Source organism: Streptomyces sp. NPDC087422 (assembly GCF_044744145.1).
Lineage (GTDB): Bacteria > Actinomycetota > Actinomycetes > Streptomycetales > Streptomycetaceae > Actinacidiphila.
Genome location: NZ_JBIUXT010000001.1, coordinates 872,747 through 893,122 on the forward strand (window position 1 = coordinate 872,747; position 20,376 = coordinate 893,122).

Annotated in this window: 19 protein-coding genes; 9 read left to right on the plus strand and 10 right to left on the minus strand. The window is 71.7% G+C overall.

Annotated features, from left to right (window positions below; all coding sequences use genetic code 11):
- Window positions 1-13: 13 nt before the first annotated feature.
- Entirely contained in the window at window positions 14-1,015 is a 1,002-nt protein-coding gene (locus ACIO6U_RS04195) for an aldo/keto reductase (RefSeq protein WP_401304390.1), read from the plus strand.
- 105 nt (window positions 1,016-1,120) lie between these two features.
- Window positions 1,121-1,705, plus strand: a complete 585-nt coding sequence (locus ACIO6U_RS04200) for a TetR family transcriptional regulator (RefSeq protein ID WP_355344569.1) — start codon at window positions 1,121-1,123, stop codon at window positions 1,703-1,705.
- Window positions 1,706-1,781: 76 nt separating this feature from the next.
- Here the strand turns inward: ACIO6U_RS04200 and ACIO6U_RS04205 are convergent, their stop codons facing one another.
- Entirely contained in the window at window positions 1,782-3,164 is a 1,383-nt protein-coding gene (locus ACIO6U_RS04205) for a glycine--tRNA ligase (protein ID WP_355344566.1), read from the minus strand.
- A 172-nt stretch (window positions 3,165-3,336) separates the two neighbouring features.
- Here ACIO6U_RS04205 and ACIO6U_RS04210 point away from each other — a divergent pair, with 172 nt between their 5' ends.
- The 4 genes from ACIO6U_RS04210 to ACIO6U_RS04225 all read left to right on the plus strand — a co-directional run bounded on the left by ACIO6U_RS04210 (window position 3,337) and on the right by ACIO6U_RS04225 (window position 6,528).
- Complete coding sequence (locus tag ACIO6U_RS04210; RefSeq protein ID WP_401715437.1) at window positions 3,337-4,326, plus strand: metal ABC transporter substrate-binding protein; 990 nt, start codon at window positions 3,337-3,339, stop codon at window positions 4,324-4,326.
- Window positions 4,327-4,340: 14 nt separating this feature from the next.
- Entirely contained in the window at window positions 4,341-5,150 is an 810-nt protein-coding gene (locus ACIO6U_RS04215) for an ATP-binding cassette domain-containing protein (protein ID WP_391160262.1), read from the plus strand.
- A complete protein-coding gene (locus ACIO6U_RS04220) occupies window positions 5,150-6,049 on the plus strand; it encodes a metal ABC transporter permease (protein ID WP_401715440.1) in 900 nt (299 codons plus the stop codon). The genes ACIO6U_RS04215 and ACIO6U_RS04220 overlap by 1 nt, the downstream gene beginning before the upstream one ends.
- A 65-nt stretch (window positions 6,050-6,114) precedes the next feature.
- Entirely contained in the window at window positions 6,115-6,528 is a 414-nt protein-coding gene (locus ACIO6U_RS04225; protein WP_355344554.1) for a Fur family transcriptional regulator, read from the plus strand.
- 382 nt (window positions 6,529-6,910) lie between these two features.
- Here the strand turns inward: ACIO6U_RS04225 and ACIO6U_RS04230 are convergent, their stop codons facing one another.
- The 6 genes from ACIO6U_RS04230 to leuA all read right to left on the minus strand — a co-directional run bounded on the left by ACIO6U_RS04230 (window position 6,911) and on the right by leuA (window position 13,498).
- Entirely contained in the window at window positions 6,911-7,741 is an 831-nt protein-coding gene (locus ACIO6U_RS04230; RefSeq protein WP_188280782.1) for an isoprenyl transferase, read from the minus strand.
- 29 nt (window positions 7,742-7,770) lie between these two features.
- On the minus strand, window positions 7,771-8,520 hold the full coding sequence (recO, locus tag ACIO6U_RS04235; RefSeq protein WP_355344550.1) for a DNA repair protein RecO: 750 nt from the start codon (window positions 8,518-8,520) through the stop codon (window positions 7,771-7,773).
- 70 nt (window positions 8,521-8,590) lie between these two features.
- Window positions 8,591-9,283 (minus strand): response regulator transcription factor, encoded by a 693-nt coding sequence (locus tag ACIO6U_RS04240; protein ID WP_355344548.1) that lies wholly within the window; start codon window positions 9,281-9,283, stop codon window positions 8,591-8,593.
- Window positions 9,280-10,503, minus strand: coding sequence for a histidine kinase (locus ACIO6U_RS04245; RefSeq protein WP_391047656.1), 1,224 nt, complete (start codon window positions 10,501-10,503; stop codon window positions 9,280-9,282). Before ACIO6U_RS04245 ends, ACIO6U_RS04240 begins: the two co-directional genes overlap by 4 nt.
- Before the next feature lie 341 nt (window positions 10,504-10,844).
- On the minus strand, window positions 10,845-11,561 hold the full coding sequence (locus ACIO6U_RS04250) for a TerB family tellurite resistance protein (protein WP_355344543.1): 717 nt from the start codon (window positions 11,559-11,561) through the stop codon (window positions 10,845-10,847).
- Window positions 11,562-11,734: 173 nt separating this feature from the next.
- Window positions 11,735-13,498: a 2-isopropylmalate synthase gene (gene leuA / locus ACIO6U_RS04255; protein ID WP_401715443.1), complete on the minus strand. Its 1,764-nt coding sequence runs from the start codon at window positions 13,496-13,498 to the stop codon at window positions 11,735-11,737.
- Window positions 13,499-13,801: 303 nt separating this feature from the next.
- On the opposite strand from leuA, the gene ACIO6U_RS04260 reads away from it, so the two are divergent.
- Both ACIO6U_RS04260 and ACIO6U_RS04265 read left to right on the plus strand, forming a co-directional pair.
- Complete coding sequence (locus ACIO6U_RS04260; RefSeq protein ID WP_401715445.1) at window positions 13,802-14,920, plus strand: M4 family metallopeptidase; 1,119 nt, start codon at window positions 13,802-13,804, stop codon at window positions 14,918-14,920.
- A gap of 8 nt (window positions 14,921-14,928) precedes the next feature.
- Window positions 14,929-15,192 carry a protealysin inhibitor emfourin gene (locus ACIO6U_RS04265; RefSeq protein WP_401715841.1) on the plus strand — a complete coding sequence of 88 codons (264 nt, stop codon included), beginning with the start codon at window positions 14,929-14,931 and terminating at the stop codon, window positions 15,190-15,192.
- A 175-nt stretch (window positions 15,193-15,367) separates the two neighbouring features.
- On the opposite strand, the gene ACIO6U_RS04270 is transcribed toward ACIO6U_RS04265, so the two are convergent.
- A complete protein-coding gene (locus ACIO6U_RS04270; protein WP_355344534.1) occupies window positions 15,368-16,183 on the minus strand; it encodes a transglycosylase SLT domain-containing protein in 816 nt (271 codons plus the stop codon).
- A 300-nt stretch (window positions 16,184-16,483) separates the two neighbouring features.
- Complete coding sequence (locus ACIO6U_RS04275; protein WP_355344531.1) at window positions 16,484-17,959, minus strand: MFS transporter; 1,476 nt, start codon at window positions 17,957-17,959, stop codon at window positions 16,484-16,486.
- A 177-nt stretch (window positions 17,960-18,136) separates the two neighbouring features.
- Here ACIO6U_RS04275 and ACIO6U_RS04280 point away from each other — a divergent pair, with 177 nt between their 5' ends.
- Window positions 18,137-19,180 carry an Lrp/AsnC family transcriptional regulator gene (locus ACIO6U_RS04280; protein WP_401715448.1) on the plus strand — a complete coding sequence of 348 codons (1,044 nt, stop codon included), beginning with the start codon at window positions 18,137-18,139 and terminating at the stop codon, window positions 19,178-19,180.
- A 47-nt stretch (window positions 19,181-19,227) separates the two neighbouring features.
- On the opposite strand, the gene era is transcribed toward ACIO6U_RS04280, so the two are convergent.
- On the minus strand, window positions 19,228-20,169 hold the full coding sequence (gene era, locus ACIO6U_RS04285) for a GTPase Era (protein WP_355344525.1): 942 nt from the start codon (window positions 20,167-20,169) through the stop codon (window positions 19,228-19,230).
- Window positions 20,170-20,376 lie beyond the last annotated feature (207 nt).

The following is a 20,376-nucleotide window of genomic DNA, read 5'->3' on the forward strand; positions in this document are numbered from 1 at the left end:
GGGACCCCCACCGATGCGCACCCGCACCCTCGGCACCACAGGACCCGTCGTCTCCGCCCTCGGCCTCGGCTGCATGGGCATGTCCGGCGCATACGGCGCCTCCGACGACGCCGAGTCCGTCGCCACCATCCACGCCGCGCTGGACGCGGGCGTGACCCTGCTCGACACCGGCGACTTCTACGGCATGGGCCTGAACGAACTGCTGATCCGCGACGCCCTGCGGGCCCGCCCCGGCAGCCGCGACCAGGCCGTCATCAGCGTCAAATTCGGCGCGCTGCGCGATGTCGAGGGCGGCTTCGGCGGCTACGACGGCCGCCCGGTCGCGATCCGCAACTTCCTCGCGTACTCCCTGAACCGGCTCGGCACCGACCACATCGACATCTACCGGATCGCCCGCGTCGACCCGGACGTGCCGATCGAGGAGACCGTCGGCGCGATCGCCGAGCTGGTCCAGGCCGGGCACGTCCGGCACATCGGGCTGTCCGAGGTCGGCGCGGAGACGCTGCGCAGGGCCGCCTCCGTCGCCCCGATCGCCGACCTCCAGATCGAGTACAGCCTCTTCTCGCGCGGCATCGAGGACCGGATTCTGCCCACCGCCCGCGACCTCGGCATCGGCGTGACGGCGTACGGCGTGCTCTCGCGCGGGCTGCTCAGCGGCCACTGGACCCGGGGCAGCGGCACGGAGGCGGGCGACTTCCGCAGCTACAACCCGCGCTTTTCCGGGGAGAATCTGGAGCGCAACCTCGGCCTGGTCGAGGCGCTGCGCGAGGTCGCGGACGGCAAGGGCGTCACGGTCGCGCAGGCCGCCATCGCCTGGGTGCTGTCCCGCGGCGACGACATCGTGCCGCTGATCGGCGCCCGCCGCAGGGACCGGCTCACCGAGGCGCTCTCCGCGCTCGACCTGACGCTGGCCGCCGCGGACATCGCCGACATCGAGCGGGCCGTCCCGGCCGCGGAGGTCGCGGGCACCCGCTACGACCCCCGGCAGATGACCCATCTGGACAGCGAGCGCTGAGCCGGCGGCGCCCTGCCGCACACTGGACGGCGACGGCCCCGGCGATCACGGCGGCCGTCGCCGTCGCAGAAGCCGTGTCCCGACCGCCGAAAGGCCGCCTCTCCCATGCCGCCGGAGCCCCTGACCCGTGACCGCGTCCTCGAAGCCACCGAGGACGTGCTGCGCCGCTACGGCCCCGCGAAGGCCACGGTGGTCGATGTGGCGCGGGCGCTCGGGGTCAGCCACGGCAGCGTCTACCGGCACTTCCGCAGCAAGGCGGAGCTGCGCGAGGCGGTCACCCAGAAGTGGCTGGCCGAGGCGCACGCGGCGCTCGCGGACATCGCCGCGGAGGACGGTCCGGCGCCCGAGCGGCTGCCGCGCTGGCTCGCCGAACTCTTCGCGGCCAAGCGGCGCAAGGCCGGGCTCGACCCGGAACTCTTCGCCACCTTCCAGGCGTTGGCGCGCGACAACAGCGGCGCCGTCAGCCGCCACGTGCAGGAGACGATCGACCAGCTCGCCGGGATCGTCGCGGACGGCGTCAGGCGCGGTGAGTTCGCCCCCTGCGACCGGGCGGCCACCGCCCGCGCCGTCTGGGACGCCACCTGCCGCTTCCACGACCCGGCGCACGCGGCCGAGTGGACCCTGCCGGGTGTCGACGCCGAGTTCACGGCGGTGTGCGAGCTGGTGCTGCGCGGCCTGCGCGCGGACTGACGCACGGGACGACGAGGGCGGGGCCGCGCGATCCGGTCCGTCCGGCTCGCGCGGCCCCGCCCGTGTGCAACCGGCGTCAGCAGCCCAGCAGTCGGCTGCCCAGGTAGGTCTCCACCTGGTCGAGCGACACGCGCTCCTGCTTCATCGTGTCGCGCTCGCGGACCGTCACCGCGTTGTCCTCGAGCGTGTCGAAGTCGACGGTCACGCAGAACGGCGTGCCGATCTCGTCCTGGCGGCGGTAGCGGCGGCCGATGGCGCCCGCGTCGTCGAACTCGATGTTCCAGTTGGCGCGCAGGGCGGTGGCCAGGCCCTTGGCCTTCGGGGACAGCTCGGGGTTGCGGGAGAGCGGCAGGACGGCGACCTTGACCGGCGCGAGGCGCGGGTCGAGCCGCATCACGGTGCGCTTCTCCATGACGCCCTTGGCGTTGGGCGCCTCGTCCTCGTTGTACGCGTCGAGCATGAAGGCCAGCATCGCGCGGTTGACACCGGCCGCGGGCTCGATGACGTACGGGAACCAGCGCTCGCCCGCCTCCTGGTCGAAGTAGGAGAGGTCCTGGCCGGACGCCTTGGAGTGCGAGGAGAGGTCGTAGTCGGTGCGGTTGGCGACGCCCTCCAGCTCACTGAACTCCTGGCCGCCGAAGTTGAAGCGGTACTCGATGTCGGCGGTGCGCTTGGAGTAGTGGGAGAGCTTCTCCTTGGGGTGGTCGAACCACCGGATGTTCTCCTCCCGGATGCCCAGGCCCGTGTACCAGTTCCAGCGCTCCTGCATCCAGTACTCGTGCCACTTCTCGTCCTCGCCGGGCTTGACGAAGAACTCCATCTCCATCTGCTCGAACTCGCGGGTGCGGAAGATGAAGTTGCCCGGCGTGATCTCGTTGCGGAACGACTTGCCCATCTGGGCGATGCCGAACGGCGGCTTCTTGCGCGAAGTGGTCTGCACCTGGGCGAAGTTGGTGAAGATGCCCTGCGCGGTCTCGGGCCGCAGGTACGCCACCGAGCCCGCGTCCTGGGTCGGGCCGAGGTGGGTCTGGAGCATGCCGGAGAACTGCTTGGGCTCGGTGAAGGCGCCCTTGGTGCCGCAGTGCGGGCAGTTGATGTCGGCGAGGCCGTTGGCCGGGGGCTTGCCGTGCTTGGCCTCGTACGCCTCCTCCAGGTGGTCCGCGCGGTAGCGCTTGTGACAGGAGGTGCACTCGGTGAGCGGGTCGGAGAACGTGGCGACGTGGCCGGAGGCCACCCAGACCTCGGGGGCGAGGATCACCGACGAGTCGATTCCCACCACGTCCTCACGGGAGGTCACCATGGCGCGCCACCACTGGCGCTTGATGTTCTCCTTCAGCTCGACGCCCAGCGGCCCGTAGTCCCAGGCGGCCTTGGAGCCGCCGTAGATCTCACTGCTCGGGAAAACGAAGCCACGGCGCTTGCTCAGGCTGACGATGGTGTCGATCTTGTCGGCGGCCACGGTGCTCTCTTCAGTACGACGAAGCGGTCAGTTGCCTCAGATTACCGGCGGGTGCGGTCCCCTTATCAAATCCGTTCCGGAACCCGGCTCCAGGAACCCGGCCGGGAGCGGATCGCGGACCCCGCCCTACGGATATTGACAATCGTTTCCACATCAGATGAAAATGACAGTCATGAACATCCATCGCCGCCCGATATCCGCCGTCTCCGTCGCCGCCGCGGCCGTGCTCGGCCTGCTGGCACTGTCGGCCTGCTCCGGCGCCGACGCCTCCGAGAACACCTCGGGTGACTCCAAGAGCGGCGGAAAACTCAAGGTCACGGCCGCTTTCTACCCGCTGGAGTACCTGGCGGCGCAGATCGGCGCCGACCATGTCGCGGTGACCGACCTCACCAAGCCGGGCGTGGAGCCGCACGACCTGGAGCTGACGCCGAAGGAGACCGGCAGGCTCGGCCAGTCCGATGTGATCGTCTACCTCAAGGGCCTCCAGCCCGCCGTGGACGACGCCGTGAAGCTCTCCGGCGTCAAGCACAAGGTCGACGCCGCGTCGCTGACCCCACTGGAGTCCCACGGCACCGAGGTGGACGGCACGCACCACACGACCGGCGACAACGGCACCGGCGGCGGCAGCGAGGAAGGCGCGGGCGCCGACCCGCACGTCTGGCTGGACCCGGTGAAGTACGCCGAGGTCGCCAAGGGCGTCGGCAAGGCGCTGGAGCAGGCCGACCCGGCGAACGCGGCGGCGTACGGCAAGAACACCGACGCGCTGGTCGCCCGGCTCACCGCCCTGGACACCGCATTCCGCGACGGCCTGAAGAACCGCGCCTCCGACACCTTCGTCACCACGCACGCCGCCTTCGGCTACCTCGCCGAGCGGTACGGGCTGGTCGAGGAGGCCATCAACGGCATCGACCCGGAGAGCGAGCCCAGCGCGGCGCGGGTCAAGGCGCTGCACGACCTGGTGAAGAGCAAGCACGTGTCGACCGTCTTCTTCGAGACGCTGGTCAGCGACGCCACCGCGAAGACCCTCGCGGGCGACCTGAGGCTGCGCACCGACGTCCTCGACCCGATCGAGGGCATCACCGACAAGTCCAAGGGCACCGACTACTTCCAGGTGCAGCGGAGCAATCTGACGGCCCTGCGCGCGGCGCTCGGCGCGAAGTGACGGAGGTCACCGCCATGGACCAGCAAGCCGTCGAAGCGGCCGGGGACACCGGCGCGGTCACGGACCCGGTCATCGCGCTCAGCGGCGCCACCGCCACCCTCGGCGCTCGCCCCGTACTGCGCGGCATCGACCTGACCGTCGGGCGCGGCGAGGTCGTGGCGCTCCTCGGCGCCAACGGCTCGGGCAAGTCCACGGCGGTGCGCGCGGTCATCGGCCAGGTGCCGCTGACCGGCGGCTCGCTGGAGCTGTTCGGTACGCCGCTGCGCCGCTTCCGGCAGTGGGCGCGGATCGGGTACGTGCCGCAGCGCACCACGGCGGCCGGCGGCGTGCCCGCGACCGTACGCGAGGTGGTCTCGGCCGGGCGGCTGGCCCGTACCCGGCTGCGGCCGATGCGCCGCGCCGACCGGGCGGCCGTGGACCGGGCCATCGCCGTCGTCGACCTCACCGACCGCGCGGGCGACTCCGTGGACGCGCTCTCCGGCGGCCAGCACCAGCGGGTGCTGATCGCCCGCGCGCTGGCCGGGGAGCCGGACCTGCTCATCATGGACGAGCCGATGGCGGGCGTGGACCTCGACAGCCAGCGCATCCTCGCGGCGACCCTGCGCGCCCAGGTCGCGGCGGGCACCACCGTCCTGCTGGTCCTGCACGAACTGGGGCCGCTGGAACCGCTGATCGACCGCGCGGTCGTGCTGCGCGACGGCTGCGTGACGTACGAGGGCGCGCCGCCGCGGGCACTGGGACAGCACGCCCTGCCGGGCCACGACCACGTACACCCGCACGCGGACGCCTCGGCCGCGCCGGTCAGGACGGGACTGCTGAGCTGATGGAATTCCTCGACTACGCCTTCATGCAACGGGCCCTGATCGCCGCCGCGCTGGTCGGCCTCACCGCGCCGGCCATCGGGATCTACCTCGTGCAGCGACGGCAGGCCCTGATGGGCGACGGTATCGGCCATGTCGCGCTGACCGGCGTCGGCCTCGGCTTCCTCCTCCAGTCCAACCCGGTCTGGATGGCCACCGCCGTCTCGGTGGCGGGCGCCGTCGCGATGGAGCTGATCCGCTGGTACGGCAAGACGCGCGGCGACATCGCGCTGGCCATGCTCTTCTACGGCGGCATGGCGGGCGGTGTGATGCTGACGAGCCTCGCGCCGAACGGCTCCAACGCCAACCTGGAGACGTACCTGTTCGGTTCGATCACCACCGTCTCGCCGTCCGACATCACCACGATGTGCCTGCTGGCGGGCTTCGTCATGCTGGTGACCGTGGGCCTGCGGCGGCAGCTCTTCGCGGTGTCGCAGGACGAGGAGTTCGCGCGGGTCACCGGGCTGCCGGTGCGGCTGCTGAATCTGCTGGTCGCGGTCACGGCCGCGCTCACCGTCACGGTCGCGATGCGCGTGGTCGGGCTGCTGCTGGTCAGCGCGCTGATGGTGATCCCCGTCGCGGCGGCGCAGCAGATCACCCGCAGCTTCCTGGTCACCTTCGTCAGCGCGGTGGCCATCGGCGCCACCGTGACACTGTCCGGCACCGTCACCTCGTACTACGTGGACGTGCCGTCCGGTGCGACGATCGTCCTGATCACCATCGGGCTCTTCATCGTGCTCACCGCGCTCGCCACTCCGCTGGCCAGGAAACGCGCCAGGCGGGCCGCGGCGGAGCGGGAACGGTGCACCCTGGAGGTGGAGGTGCCCGCCGCCCGCGGCGGCGCCGACGAGGTACCCGCCTGAACGGAACGGCCTGGCACAATGGGCCGTCCGGACAGGTGCACGAAGCGACCCAGAAGGAGGCACCGGTGACCACCCATCCCGTACGTGGCCGCTCCACCCGGCAACGGGCCGCCGTGTCGGCCGCTCTCTCGGAGGTCGACGAATTCCGCAGCGCGCAGGATCTGCACGACATCCTGAAGCACCGCGGCGACTCCGTCGGGCTCACCACGGTCTACCGGACCCTTCAGTCGCTGGCCGACGCGGGCGAGATCGATGTCCTCCGGACCGGTGAGGGCGAGTCCGTCTACCGCCGCTGCTCCGGCGGCGGCCACCACCACCACCTCGTCTGCCGCGTCTGCGGCAAGGCCGTCGAGGTCGAGGGGCCCGCCGTCGAGAAGTGGGCCGACGCGGTCGCCGCCGAGCACGGCTTCGCCGATGTCGCCCACACCATGGAGATCTTCGGCACCTGCTCCGACTGCGTCGAGCACCCCCAGCCCTAGCCCACCCCCAAGGGCCTCCCCCGCCCTTCCCCGACCCCGCCCGGACGGCTCTTCCACCGGGGCGGTAGGCCGGTCTTTCCCGGGCGCGGCCCCCGGACGGCTCTTCCACCGGGGCGCCGGCCACGTGTTTTCAGGGGCGCGGGGAACTGCGCGCTCAGCCCCCACCGGGCTTTCAGCCCGAAAGCACACAGCAACTGCCCCGCTGGGGCCGGTTTTCAACGGCGCGCCACCGCCGTGGCTGGTCGCGCAGTTCCCCGCGCCCCAAAAAAGCAGGCCCTGCGCAAGGGCACCCGGCGGCCGGGAAGGCCGGACCGCCGTCCGGGGCGGAGGAACCGTCCGGGGGCGGCCCCGGGAAGGATCGGGTCACCCCGCCCGGGAAGGGCTAGGCGCGTTGGTCGCCGGCGAGCTGGGCCTCGTTGGGGATGGCCCCGCCGAAGCGACGGTCGCGCGAGGCGTATTCGACGCAGGCCCGCCACAGATCGCGCCGGTCGAAATCGGGCCACAGCACGTCCTGGAAGACCATCTCGGCGTAACTGCTCTGCCAGAGCAGATAGTTGGAGGTGCGCTGCTCACCACTGGGACGCAGGAAGAGATCCACGTCGGGCATGTCGGCGTAGTAGAGATACTTGGCGAAGGTCTTCTCGTTGACCTTGGACGGGTCGAGCCGCCCGTCGGCGACATCACGGGCGATGGCCTGCGCCGCATCGGCGATCTCGGCGCGCCCCCCGTAGTTGACGCAGAAATACAGCGTCATCGCGTCATTGTCGACGGTCTGCTCCTGGGCGACCTGGAGCTCCTGCACGACGGACTTCCACATCTTGGGCATGCGCCCGACCCACCGGATGCGGATGCCGAGTTCGTCCATCTCGTCGCGGCGCCGCCGGATCACGTCCCGGTTGAAGTTCATCAGGAAGCGCACCTCCTCGGGCGAGCGCTTCCAGTTCTCGGTCGAGAAGGCGTACAGCGAGAGGTTCTTGACGCCGATCTCCAGGCAGCCCTTCAGCACGTCCAGGACGACGCCCTCGCCGACCCGGTGGCCCTCGGTGCGCGGCAGGCCGCGCTCCTTGGCCCAGCGGCCGTTGCCGTCCATGACGACGGCCACGTGCTTGGGCACCAGCTCGCTCTGGAGCTTCGGCGGACGCGCCCCCGACGGGTGCGGGTCGGGTGTCCGGTACGAGCTTCGGGAACGGGCCAGAATCCCGTGACGTGCCATGGTGGTACTTCTCCTCATGCCTTCTCGGCTCAGGTCTTCTCGACGAACCGCAGGGAGCGCAGTCCGCGCTCCAGGTGCCACTGGAGGTAGGCCGCCACCAGCCCGCTGCCCTCACGGCAGTGGCGCGGCTCGCAGGCGTCTGCGGTCTCCCAGTCGCCGCCCAGCAGCGCGCCGAGCAGTTCCAGTGACTCCCGTGAGGGTACGACGCTTCCCGGCACCCGGCAGTCGCCGCAGACGACTCCTCCCGCCCCGACCGAAAAGAACCGGTTGGGACCGGTCATACCGCATTTGGCACAGTCGTCGAAACTGGGCGCGTATCCGTTGACGGCCAGCGACCGCAGCAGGAAGGCGTCGAGCACCAGCCGCGGCTCGTGGTCGCCCGCCGCGAGCGTCCGCAGCGCGCCGACCAGCAGCAGATACTGCTGCACGGCGGGCTCGCCCTCGTGGTCGGTGAAGCGCTCCGCGGTCTCCAGCATCGCGGTGCCCGCGGTGTAGCGGTCGTAGTCGGTGACGATCGAGCCGCCGTACGGCGCGATCGTCTCGCCCTGTGTGCACAGCGGCAGACCGCGGCCGACCAGTTCCCCGCCGCGGACGAAGAACTGCACGTCGACGTGGCTGAACGGCTCCAGGCGCGCGCCGAACTTCGACTTCGTCCTGCGCACACCGCGGGCCACCGCCCGTACCCGTCCGTGCCGCCGGGTGAGCAGCGTGATGATCCGGTCCGCCTCACCCAGCTTCTGGGTGCGCAGCACGATGCCGTCGTCGCGGAACAGACTCATGGGCCCATTCTCGCGTACGGCGGGAGCGGTACGGCGACGGACGGCCGACCGGCCGCCGCCGGGCCCCGGCTCAGCGGTCGGCGCCGGGCGCGACCAGGCCGGACTCGTAGGCGGTGATGACGAGTTGGGCGCGGTCGCGGGCGCCGAGCTTGCCCATGATCCGGCTCACGTGCGTCTTGGCGGTGAGCGGGCTCAGGCCCAGCGCCTCACCGGTCTCCGCGTTGTTCAGACCGCGCGCGACCAGCGTGAGGACTTCGCGCTCGCGCTCGGACAGCCCGCCGAGCCCGGCCGGGGCCGGGGCGCTGACCAGCGGCCGGTCCGGCAGCCGCAGCACCCGGGCGATCAGCCGCGCGGTGGGGCCGGGCGACAGCAGCGAGTCCCCGGCCGCCACGGTACGGATCGCGTCCAGCAGCTCCGCGGGCCTGGTGTCCTTGACCAGGAAGCCGGACGCGCCCGCGCGCAGCGCCGACACCACGTGCTGGTCGTCGTCGTAGGTGGTCAGTACGAGGATGCGCACACCCGCCAGGTCGTCGTCGGCGGCGATCCGCCGGGTGGCCTCGATGCCGTCGAGCTCCGGCATGCGGATGTCCATCACGATGACGTCGGCGCGGGCGCTGCGGGCCTGCTCGACCGCCTCCAGGCCGTTCGCCGCCTGCCCGACCACCTCCATGTCGCGGGCGGACTCCACCAGCATCGCGAACGCGGCCCGCACCAGCGTCTGGTCGTCGGCGAGCAGCACGCGGATCGGCGGCGGCGAGGTCATCTGTGGTCTCCCTGGTGATCGACGGTGAGCGGCAGCACGGCGCTGACCGCGAAGCCCGTACGGTCCTGGCGCGGCCCCGCGGTGAGGGTGCCGCCGACGCTGCGGGCGCGCTCGCGCATCCCGGCGATGCCGAAGCCCTCGGTACGCCCCTCGGCGCGGTTCGCGGGCGCGGGGCCGCCGCAGGAGCCGTCGTCCTCGATCAGCAGGTGCAGGGCCGTCTCCCGGCGGTCCACCCGTACGGTGATCAGCGGGCTCGGCACCCCCGCGTGCCGTACCGCGTTGGTGAGCGACTCCTGGACGATCCGGAAGGCCGCGGCGCCCACCGCGGGCGGCACCGGCGCGACGCCCACGGCGTCGCCCAGGTCCACCCTGGCCCCCGCCGCCTCCGCGGCCTTGGCGAGCGCCGGTATCCCCGCGAGGTCGGGCAGCGGGCCGTCGCCGTCCGCGCGCAGCACCCGCAGCGTGGTCCGCAGCTCGGCGCGGGCCTCCCGGCAGGTGTCGGCGATCGTGTCGAGCGCGGCGGCCACCGCCGTACGGTCGAGCCGGTCGGGGTCGGCGACGAGGATGTGCGCGGCCACCGACGTCTGGACGCCGATCAGGGTGATGCTGTGCGCGAGCAGGTCGTGCAGGTCGCGGGCGATCCGCAGCCGCTCCTCCGCGACCCGGCGGGCCGCCTCCTCCTCGCGGGTGCGCTCGGCGCGCTCGGCCCGCCCGACGATCGCGGCCACGTAGTTGCGGTGCATCCGCACCACCTCGCCCGCCACCGCGACCGCGACGATCCAGCCGGCGCTCTTGAGCATGTCGGTGCCCGCGTGCGGCGCGCTGATCGTCGACATGATGGCCGCCATCAGCGCGATCACCGTCGGCAGCAGCAGGAACGTACGCAGGGGCGGCCCCGCGACTGCCAGCGCGTACAGCGCCACCATGCTCGACGGGATCGGCGCCACCTGGATGTTCTCCAGGTAGTGGTACGGCGCCACGAACGCCAGCATCCCGAGCATGCACACCAGCGGCGAACGCCGCCGCCACACGAGCACCAGCGCGCTGCCCACCAGCAGCGCCCAGCCCGCCAGGTCCGGCCGCCCGCTGGCCGGCTCCTCCGGCAGACAGCACGCCAGGAACGCCTCCACGGCGAACACGAGCGCGGCGAACGCCACGTCGGCGGGGGCGACCCGCGGTCCCGGCGCCGCCGGGATGCGCGGGGCGCGCAGAAGGTCCATGGTGAGCGCCACGGACCCATCCTCCCGGACGCGGGGTGCGCCGAGCCAGGTCACGGGGTCGCGGCGGGGCGCAGACGGGCCAGCGGTACGGCCCTGAGCCGCGGTACCGCCCACGGACGTGTGGTGACGTTCATGGGCTCCTCCGAAAGCCGAGGTCTTCTCCTACCGTCAGCTTCCTCCGCCGGGCTCGCCTTCCTCGTCCCGCCCAGGACCGATCCGGGGGCTACTCCCCCAGGAGTACGCCCCCCTTCACGCAGGGCCTGTGCCCCGTCAGGGGCGCTGGAGGGGCACCTTGAGAACAGGCCCTGCGCCAGGGCGCCCACGCGCGGGCGGACCGCAGGTCAGAGGGCCGCGGCGGCTCCGGCGAGGAGGCGGTCGATGTCGGTGAGGGGCAGGGAGAGACAGCGGCCGACGGCTTCGAGGACTTCGCGTTCCGCAGGGAGGTAGGGCCCGTCGGCGAGGGCGATGTGCGCGCCCTGGAGGAGAACCCGCTCGCGCCCGAGCGGGTCGAGGTGGTCGGCCAGCGGCTCGAGCGCCTCGTGAAGCTCGATGGACAGCCAGCTCCCGCACCCGTCGACCTCGTCGGCGAAGGAGTCGGGCCCGAGGGGGGCACCCCCCGAGCCGGAGGCGCCGTACCGGCCCTCGTCGGCGACGATGGCGGCGAGCAGCCCGAGCAACTGGTCCTCGGTGCAGTCGGAGAACCCGGCGGAGCGCACGGCGCCGACGGCGGCCTCGCGGGCCGGGCGGCCGGTGGCGCCGCCCGCGGTGAGGACGGCGAGCGCGATGGTGTGCACGGCGTCCCGCAGCATCGCGGAGAAGCGGGTGGTGGTGGGCCGCAGCAGGACGTCGGAGGCGTACTGCCGGTGGCAGGCGGTGCACTCGATGACGGTGCCCGCGGGGCCCCGGCGCAGGACCGGCACATTGAGCACGGTCAGTCTGCGGGTGCCGGTTCTGCGGTGGTAGGCACGGTCGCCGCCGCAATCAGGGCAGAAGAACTCACCGTCGTCCTCGGTGTGCCACGCCGTTCGCACACCCCAGATACACAGCCTCAGCTTCATCACGCTGCACCCTCCGGCCGTTCGGCAACGCTGCCGCACTGCCGTGATGTTAGCCACAGTCGGCGGTCGCAGTCAGTACCGCGTAAGGGGCAATTGCCTTGCGAGGGTGCTCGAACCGGTCCGCCCGGGGGTTTTCGCCCCTCGGACGGACCGGGTGAACCGGGTCAATCCCGTCAGCGCGCGGCCCGGTTGACGGCCGAGACCAGCGCCTGCAACGACGCGCGGGTGGTGTTGGGGTCGACGCCGATCCCCCACAGCACCTTTCCGTCGATCGCGCACTCGATGTACGAGGCGGCCCGCGCGGAGGCGCCCTCGCTCATGGTGTGCTCGGAGTAGTCCAGGACGCGGGCGTCGATGCCCACCCCGGCCAGCGCGTCGACGAAGGCCGAGATCGGGCCGTTGCCCGTACCGCTCAGGGTGGTCTCGACGCCGTCGACCACGGCCTCGACGGTGAGGGCGTCGGTGCCGTCGCTGGAGGTGGACGTCTGGGCGGAGCGCAGGGCGACCCGGCCCCACGGGTTGTCGCTGGTGGGCAGGTACTCGTCCTGGAAGACCGACCAGATCTGCGCGGGGGTGACCTCGCCGCCCTCGCTGTCGGTCTTGGCCTGGATGATCCGGGAGAACTCGATCTGCATGCGCCGCGGCAGGTCCAGCTTGTGGCCGTTCTTCAGCACGTACGCGACGCCGCCCTTGCCGGACTGCGAGTTGACGCGGATGACGGCCTCGTAGGAGCGGCCGACGTCCTTGGGGTCGATCGGCAGGTACGGCACCGCCCACTCGATGTCGTCGACGGTCTTGCCCTCGGCGGCGGCGGTGGCCTCCATCGCCTCGAAGCCCTTCTTGATGGCGTCCTGGTGGGAGCCGGAGAAGGAGGTGTAGACCAGGTCGCCCGCGTAGGGGTGGCGCGGGTGGACCTCCATCTGGTTGCAGTACTCGGCGGTGCGACGGATCTCGTCGATCTGCGAGAAGTCGATCTGCGGGTCGACGCCCTGGCTGAACAGGTTCATGCCCAGCGTCACCAGGTCGACGTTGCCGGTGCGCTCGCCCTGCCCGAACAGGCAGCCCTCGACCCGGTCGGCGCCGGCCATGAGCGCCAGTTCGGCGGCGGCCACGGCCGTACCGCGGTCGTTGTGCGGGTGCGCGGACAGGCACACGTACTCGCGGCGGGACAGGTTCCGCGACATCCACTCGAAGCGGTCGGCGTGCGTGGAGGGGGTGGAACGCTCCACGGTGGCGGGCAGGTTGAGGATGATCTCGCGGCCCGGCTCGGGCTGCCAGACGTCCATCACGCCCTCGCAGACCTCCAGGGCGAAGTCCAGCTCGGTGTCGGTGAAGATCTCCGGGCTGTACTGGTAGCCGAAGACGGTGTCGTCGCCCAGGATCTTCTCGGCGTACTCCATCACCAGCCGGGTGCCGTCCACCGCGATCGCCTTGACCTGGTCACGGCTGCCGCGGAAGACGACGCGGCGGAAGACCGGCGCGGTCGCGTTGTACAGGTGGACGGTGGCGCGGGGTACGCCGCGCAGGGCCTCGACGGTGCGCTCGATCAGTTCCTCCCGCGCCTGGGTCAGGACGGAGACCGTCACGTCCTCGGGGATCGCGTCGCCCTCGATCAGGGAGCGTACGAAGTCGAAGTCGGTCTGGCCCGAGGACGGGAAGCCGATCTCGATCTCCTTGTAGCCCATGCGGACCAGCAGGTCGAACATCTCGCGCTTGCGGGTGGGCGACATGGGGTCGATCAGCGCCTGGTTGCCGTCGCGCAGGTCCGTGGAGAGCCAGCGGGGCGCCCGGGTGATGCGGGCGTTCGGCCAGGTGCGGTCGGCGATGTCCACGGCCTCGTAGTGGCCGTACTTGTGGACCGGCATCACACTGGGGCGCTGGCGCGCGGTGGCCGTGGTGATGGGCGTGGGACGGCCGACGCGATTGGGGGTTGTCATGGGGCTCTGGCTCCTCGGGGGTCCGGCTGAGTGTCGGCCGACGGCGATGGCACGCCTGAACTCCGCGGGGAGGGGGTCGGCCTACGACTACAGGCCCTCGCCGCGGCAGCTAAGGAGAAGCAGCCCGAAACGCATGATGGGACGACCATAACCGAGGCGGACGGAATCACGTAGCCGGTACGAAGATCCTCTCAGCATGCAAGATGCACGGTTCTGTCCACTCAAACCATGATCCTTCGCTCCTTTTCGTCAATCATCGTCGCAACCCGTGACAGCGACTGTGACGCGTGCCACATTGCCGCCATGACTGCCACGCATGCGCCCAACGCCGTCTTCTGCACGATCGTGCCGCCGCACGTGCTCGACAAGCTGTCCCGTTCCGAGGACTCCGGGGTCTCGGGACCCGCTCGCCGCACCCTGGAGCAGGACGCGCTGCAACGCACCAGGCGCCGCCTGACCACGGTGATCGGCGCCACCGCCGTCACCGGGGCCGCCGCCTCCGACCAGCCGCGACGGACCGTTCACGACGCCAAGCACCAGGACACGCTGCCGGGGCGCAAGGTGCGCGCCGAGGGAGCCAAGCCGTCCAAGGACGCGAGCGTCAACCGGGCGTACGACGCGCTCGGCGCGACCTTCGAGACGTATCTGAAGGCGTACGGGCGTCACTCGATCGACGACGCGGGCCTGCCGCTGGTGGCCAGCGTCCACTACCTCCAGGGCTACAACAACGCCTTCTGGAACGGCCAGCAGATGGTCTTCGGGGACGGCGACGGCGAGATCTTCCTGGACTTCACCCTTCCGCTGGACGTGATCGGCCACGAGTTGACGCACGGCGTCACCCAGTACAGCGCCAACCTGGACTATTTCGGGCAGTCCGGCGCGCTCAACGAGTCCGTCTCCGATGTCTTCGGCAGCCTCATCAAGCAGTTCACACTCGGGCAGAGCGCGGAGCAGGCCGACTGGCTGATCGGCGCCGGGCTGCTCGCACCGGGCGTCGACGGCCACGCGCTGCGCTCGATGAAGGAGCCCGGCACCGCCTACGACGACCCGCGGCTCGCCAAGGACCCGCAACCCGGCACGATGGACGGCTACGTCACCACCTCGCGCGACAACGGCGGCGTGCACATCAACTCGGGCATCCCCAACCACGCCTTCTACCTCCTGGCGGCCGAGCTGGGCGGCAACGCCTGGGAGCAGGCCGGGCAGATCTGGTACGACACCCTCACCGGCGGCTCGCTGTCGCCGCACGCCCAGTTCGCGGACTTCGCCGCGGCCACCGCCGCGGCGGCCAAGGCCCGCTACGGTGAAGGCGAGCAGCACCAGGCGGTGCTCTCGTCCTGGTCCCGGGTGGGCGTCGCTCCGGCCGCCGCCCCCGCGGCCGAGGTCCCCCGCCAGCAGCCCGGCCAGCCGCAGGAGGCGTGACACAGCCCATGCGTATCGAGGTGGTCCGCTCCGGCGGCTTCGCGGGCATCCCCCGCCGCGCCGCCCTCGACACGGCGGGCCGCCCCGACGCGGCCCGCCTCACCTCCCTGGCCGAGGCCGTCCTGGCCGCTCCCCCGCCCTCGGGCCCCCCGGTCCCCGACGGCTTCACCTACGCCATCACCGCCGACGGCCGCACCGCCCACTGCGCCGACCCCCACCTGACCCCCGCCCAACGCGAACTGATCGAGGCGGTCCTGGGCGAGGGCGCGTAGGCCGCCCCCGTCCGAAGAGCTGGAATCCCGGTGACCGACCCGCTGCTTCCCGCGGGCGTCGGGGCGCCGGGACACCTGGCCGACCGGACCGGCGGGCGCCGCTGACGCCGGAAGGGCGGCGGGGCCGTGGGGCCTCGCCGCCCTTCCGGGGTGCGGTGGGTGGTGAAGTGCGCGATCAGTACGCGGAATTCACGTTGTCCATCGAGCCGTAGCGGTCGGCCGCGTAGTTGCAGGCGGCGGTGATGTTGGCGACCGGGTCGTAGATGTCCCACGAAGTACCGGACACGTGGTAGGTCTTGAAGGTCGGGTCGATCACCTGGAGCAGGCCCTTGGAGGGAATGCCGTTCCGGGCATTGATGTCCCAGTTGTTGATGGCCTTCGGGTTACCGCTGGACTCGCGGATGATGTTCTTGTGAATCCCGTTGTAGCTGGCGGGAATTCCCTTGGAGTGCAGGATGTCCAGCGACTGCTTGATCCAGCCGTCGAGGTTGTTCGAGTAGGACTTGGCGGCGGCCTTCACGGGCGTGGCGGCGGCGGCCTTCTTCGGCGCGGCGACGGGGGCGCGCTTGGTCGAGCGGTTCGCGGCGGACTTCTGCTTCGCGCGGTCGGCGGCGTCGGCCGCGGCCTTCTTCTTGGCGGCCTCGGCGTCCGCCTTCTTCTTCGCGGCGTCGGCCTGCTTGGCGGCCTCGGCCTTCTTCGCCGCGTTGGCCTGGTCGGTCTTCTTCTGCGCGGCGTCCCTGATGGACTTCTGCGACGCGAGGCCGGTCTGCGCGTTCAGGTCCTTGACCTGCGTACCGGTGGAGACCGAGAACCCGGCCGGGTTGCTCGCCGCGGTCGCCGAACCGGCACCTGCGGTCGCTTCCAGACCGGTCACGGTCAGCACGACCGCGGCAGCGGCGACAGCGCCGGCGGCCGTGATCTTGTGCTTCTTCGGCATCCGGTTGAACGCGGTGAACGTAGGGAGCTTCTTCGGGATCGTGGGGAGCTGCATTCGGGAATTACCTCTTCCTCCGTAGCGGACCAGTGAATTGTTAGAGGCGGGCAATTCAGAGGTCAAAGACCCCGTCTACGGATTGCATTCGTAGACGGGGTCGGGAGGAGGCGTTTTCCCGTCAATACGGGAGGCGCGGTGTACTAAGCGGCTTCGTATGTGACCTGCGTCCTATCGAGGGGATCACAAGGGGGTGCCCCCTCTGTCGCGGTGCGTGAAAGAGGGGGCACTTTATGTGTCCGTCATATGTGGCGCCGGTCACTCAAAAGCGGGTGAATCGGATGAAGCGGTCGCCAGCCGTCATTTCCGGCCGGTGGCGACCTCCTCCACCGCGCTGACCTGGGGCTTTCCCTCAGCCTCGGCCGAGGCGTCACCGTCAGCGGCCGGAGCGGGAGCAGAGGCGGCAGCGGCGGGGCGGAGCGTGGCCAGGACGAGCACGGCTCCGGCCAGCGCGGCGACCGCCGCGTAAAGGGAAATGCGGTCCAGGCCCGAGGCGTATCCGGCCCGCAGCGAGCCGCCGCCCGCGGTCGTGTCGCGCAGCCGCGAGGTGAAGACGGCGCCGAATACCGCGATGCCGAGCGTCATTCCGAGCTGGCGGAAGGTGTTCACGGCGGCGCCCGCCATGCCCGCGCGCTGCGGGGGCACGGCCTCCACGGCGGCCGAGACCAGGACGGGGGTGGCCAGCCCCGCGCCCACACCGACGACCGCCAGGCCCGCGAAGAGGGCGGACTGCCCGGACGAGGCGTGCACGGACAGCCACAGCACCGCGCAGCCCGCCGCGATCAGGACGAGACCGCCGGCGATCGGCAGCCGGGGCGCGACGCGGTGCATGTGCCGGCCCGCGACGGCGGCTGCCAGGAAGGACGCCCCGGCCAGCGGCATCAGGGCCAGACCGCCGCGGATCGGGCTGAGGCCGAGGACGTTCTGGAGCCACAGCGAGAGGTAGACCAGGCCGCTGAAGGCCGCCGCCTGGTAGAGCAGGGCGCCGCCGAGCAGGCCGGAGAAGCTGGCGCGGCGCAGCAGCGCCAGGTCGAGCATGGGGTGCGCGGACCTGGCCTCGGCGACGACGAAGCCGACGACGGCCAGGGCGGCGACCGCGAAGGCGGTCAGGGTCAGCGACTCGGTCCAGCCGTGCTCGCCGCCGCGGATCAGCGCGTACGTGAGCGAGGCCGCCGCGAGGGTGAAGGCGGCGGCGCCCGGCAGGTCCAGGCGTCCGGCGCCGCGCCGCCCGGCGGGCAGCACCTTCAGCGTGAGCGCGACGGCGACGACCGCGATCGGCAGGTTGACCAGGAAGATCGCCTGCCAGCCGAAACCCTGGGTGAGCAGGCCGCCGAGGATGGGCCCGGCAGCGGCGGCGGCGCCGTTGACCGCGCCCCAGACGCCGAAGGCGGTGCCGCGGTCGCGGCCGTGGTAGGTCGCGGACACCAGCGCGGCCGAGGTGGCGAACATCGCGGCGCCGCCCACGCCCTGCACGGCCCGCGCGGTGATCAGCGCGGCGGTGTTCGGCGACAGGGCAGCCGCCAGCGAGGCGAGGGCGAAGACGACGAGCCCGGCCGCGTAGATCCGCCGGTGTCCGAAGAGGTCGGCGAGCGAGCCCGCCACCATCAGCAGGGCGGCGAGGGCGAGCGCGTAGATGTCCATCACCCACTGCAAGGAGGTGAAGGACGCGTCGAGGTCGGACGCCATGCTCGGCAGGGCGACGTTCACGATGGTGACGTCGACCAGCAGGATGAAGGCGCCCAGGCAGATCGCCACGAGGGGCAGCCATTTGCGCATGGGTGGAACTCCGTTCGGGAGCGGACCTCGCGGGCCTGGCGGACCTCAAGGGGTCCGCGAGTCCGGCGGATCGTGCGGATCGTGGGGTGCAGCGGTTCCCACGATCCGTGACGCCCGGTCCGCGCCACAGTCAGCGACGCCTTGGCGGCGGAATCCGACATCCCCTAGCCTTGCCCGATGGAATCCGACACGACATGGGACATGCTGGAGGGACTCGACGAGCTGGACCACCGGGTCGTGCACGCCCTCCAGATCGACGGCCGGGCGCCGTTCCGCCGGATCGGCGAGGTGCTCGGCGTCTCCGACCAGACCGTGGCCCGCCGCTACGGCCGCCTCCGCTCCAGCGGACTGCTGCGGGTGGTGGGCCTGACCGACCCGCACCGGATCGGTGTGACGCCGTGGTTCGTACGGGTGCGGTGCACCCCGGACGCGGCGGCTTCGGTCAGCGAGGCGCTGGCCCGGCGTACCGACACCCGCTGGGTCAGCCTCATCTCGGGCGGCACCGAGATCTTCTGCCTGGTGCAGGCCGCGCTCCCCCAGGGGGACGACTCGCTGCTGCTCCAGAAGCTGCCGCGCACACCGCGCGTGGTGCAGGTGACCGCGCAGGCGATGCTGCACGTCTTCTTCGGGCAGGATCTGAGCCCGGTGACCAAGGCGGGCTGGCTGAGCCCGGACGAGGCGCGGGCGCTGGTCGTGGCGGACGCGCAGGCCCCGGCCCCGGAGAGCACGGCGCCGTATCCGCTGGCCCCCGACGACCAGCCGCTGCTCGACGCGCTCGCGGTGGACGGCCGGACGCCCGCCGCCGAACTGGCCGAGGTCACCGGCTGGTCGCAGACGACGGTACGGCGGCGCATGTCGGAGCTGCGGGCGGCCGGGGTCCTCTACTACGACCTGGACTTCGACCGGCGCGCGCTCCAGCCCGCGCTGCGGACGGGGCTGTGGCTGGAGGTCGAGCCCGCCCGTCTGGCCGAGGTGGGGGCGGCGCTCGCCGCCCACCACGAGATCGCCTTCGCGGCGGCGACCACCGGCACGGCCAACGTCTACGCCTCCGTGAACTGCCAGGACGCCAGCGCGCTCTACCGCTATCTGACCGGGCCCGTCGCCGAACTGCCCGGCATCCGGCGCACCGAGACCTCGCCCCTGCACCGCACGATCAAGGGCGCGAGCCCCCTGCCCGCCCCCAGCGCCAGGACCCGCCTGGCGGACGCCGACCGCACCTGACCCGCCGCGGGCGGCCCACGGTCGGCGAACCGCGAGCCGGCCGCGGGTCAGAAGCCGAGCTTGCGGAGCTGCTTCGGGTCGCGCTGCCAGTCCTTGGCGACCTTCACATGGAGGTCGAGGAAGACCGGGGTGCCCAGCAGGGCCTCGATCTGGGTGCGGGACTTCATGCCGACCTCCTTCAGGCGGGCGCCCTTGGGGCCGATGATGATGCCCTTCTGGCTGGGCCGCTCGATGTAGAGGTTGGCGTGGATGTCGAGCAGCGGCCGGTTCTCGGGGCGGCCCTCGCGCGGCAGCATCTCCTCGACGACGACCGCGATGGAGTGCGGCAGTTCGTCGCGTACGCCTTCGAGCGCGGCCTCGCGGATCAGCTCGGCGACCATGACCTGCTCGGGCTCGTCGGTGAGGTCGCCCTCGGGGTAGAGCAGCGGGCCCTCGGGCAGCAGCGGCACCAGCAGGTCGGCCAGCAGCTCGACCTGGTCGCCGCCGGTCGCGGAGACCGGCACGATCTCGGCCCACTCGATGCCGATGTCGCGGCCGAGCTTGTCCACGGCGAGCAGTTGCTCGCGCAGCGTCTGTCCGTCGACCAGGTCGGTCTTGGTGACGATGGCGACCTTCGGCGTCTTCTTGATCCCGGCCAGCTCGCGCGCGATGAAGGTGTCGCCGGGGCCGAGCTTCTGGTCGGCGGGCAGGCAGAAGCCGATCACGTCGACCTCCGACCAGGTGGTGCGCACCACGTCGTTGAGCCGCTCGCCGAGCAGCGTGCGCGGCTTGTGCAGCCCCGGGGTGTCGACCAGCACGAGCTGGGCGTCCGGCCGGTGCACGATGCCGCGCACGGTGTGCCGGGTGGTCTGCGGCCGGTTGGAGGTGATCGCCACCTTCTGGCCGACCAGAGCGTTCGTGAGGGTGGACTTCCCGGCGTTGGGGCGGCCGACGAAACAGGCGAAACCGGACCGGTGCGGGGTGTCTGCGGGCTGGGTACGAGCGCTCATGCGCCCATTCTCCCCGAAGACGGGGGTGCCTGAGCCCGCCCCCGCCCGTACGGCACCGGCCGGGGCCCTTCTCCGGCGGCCCGCGGGTGACGGCACGGTGATCCGCCGGAAACCCTCGCGCAACACGAAACACGGCGGAAACACGTATGCCCACAACCGGAAATACGCGCCCGTGACGCTCTTCCCCAGCCGTCCATGGAAGGGACT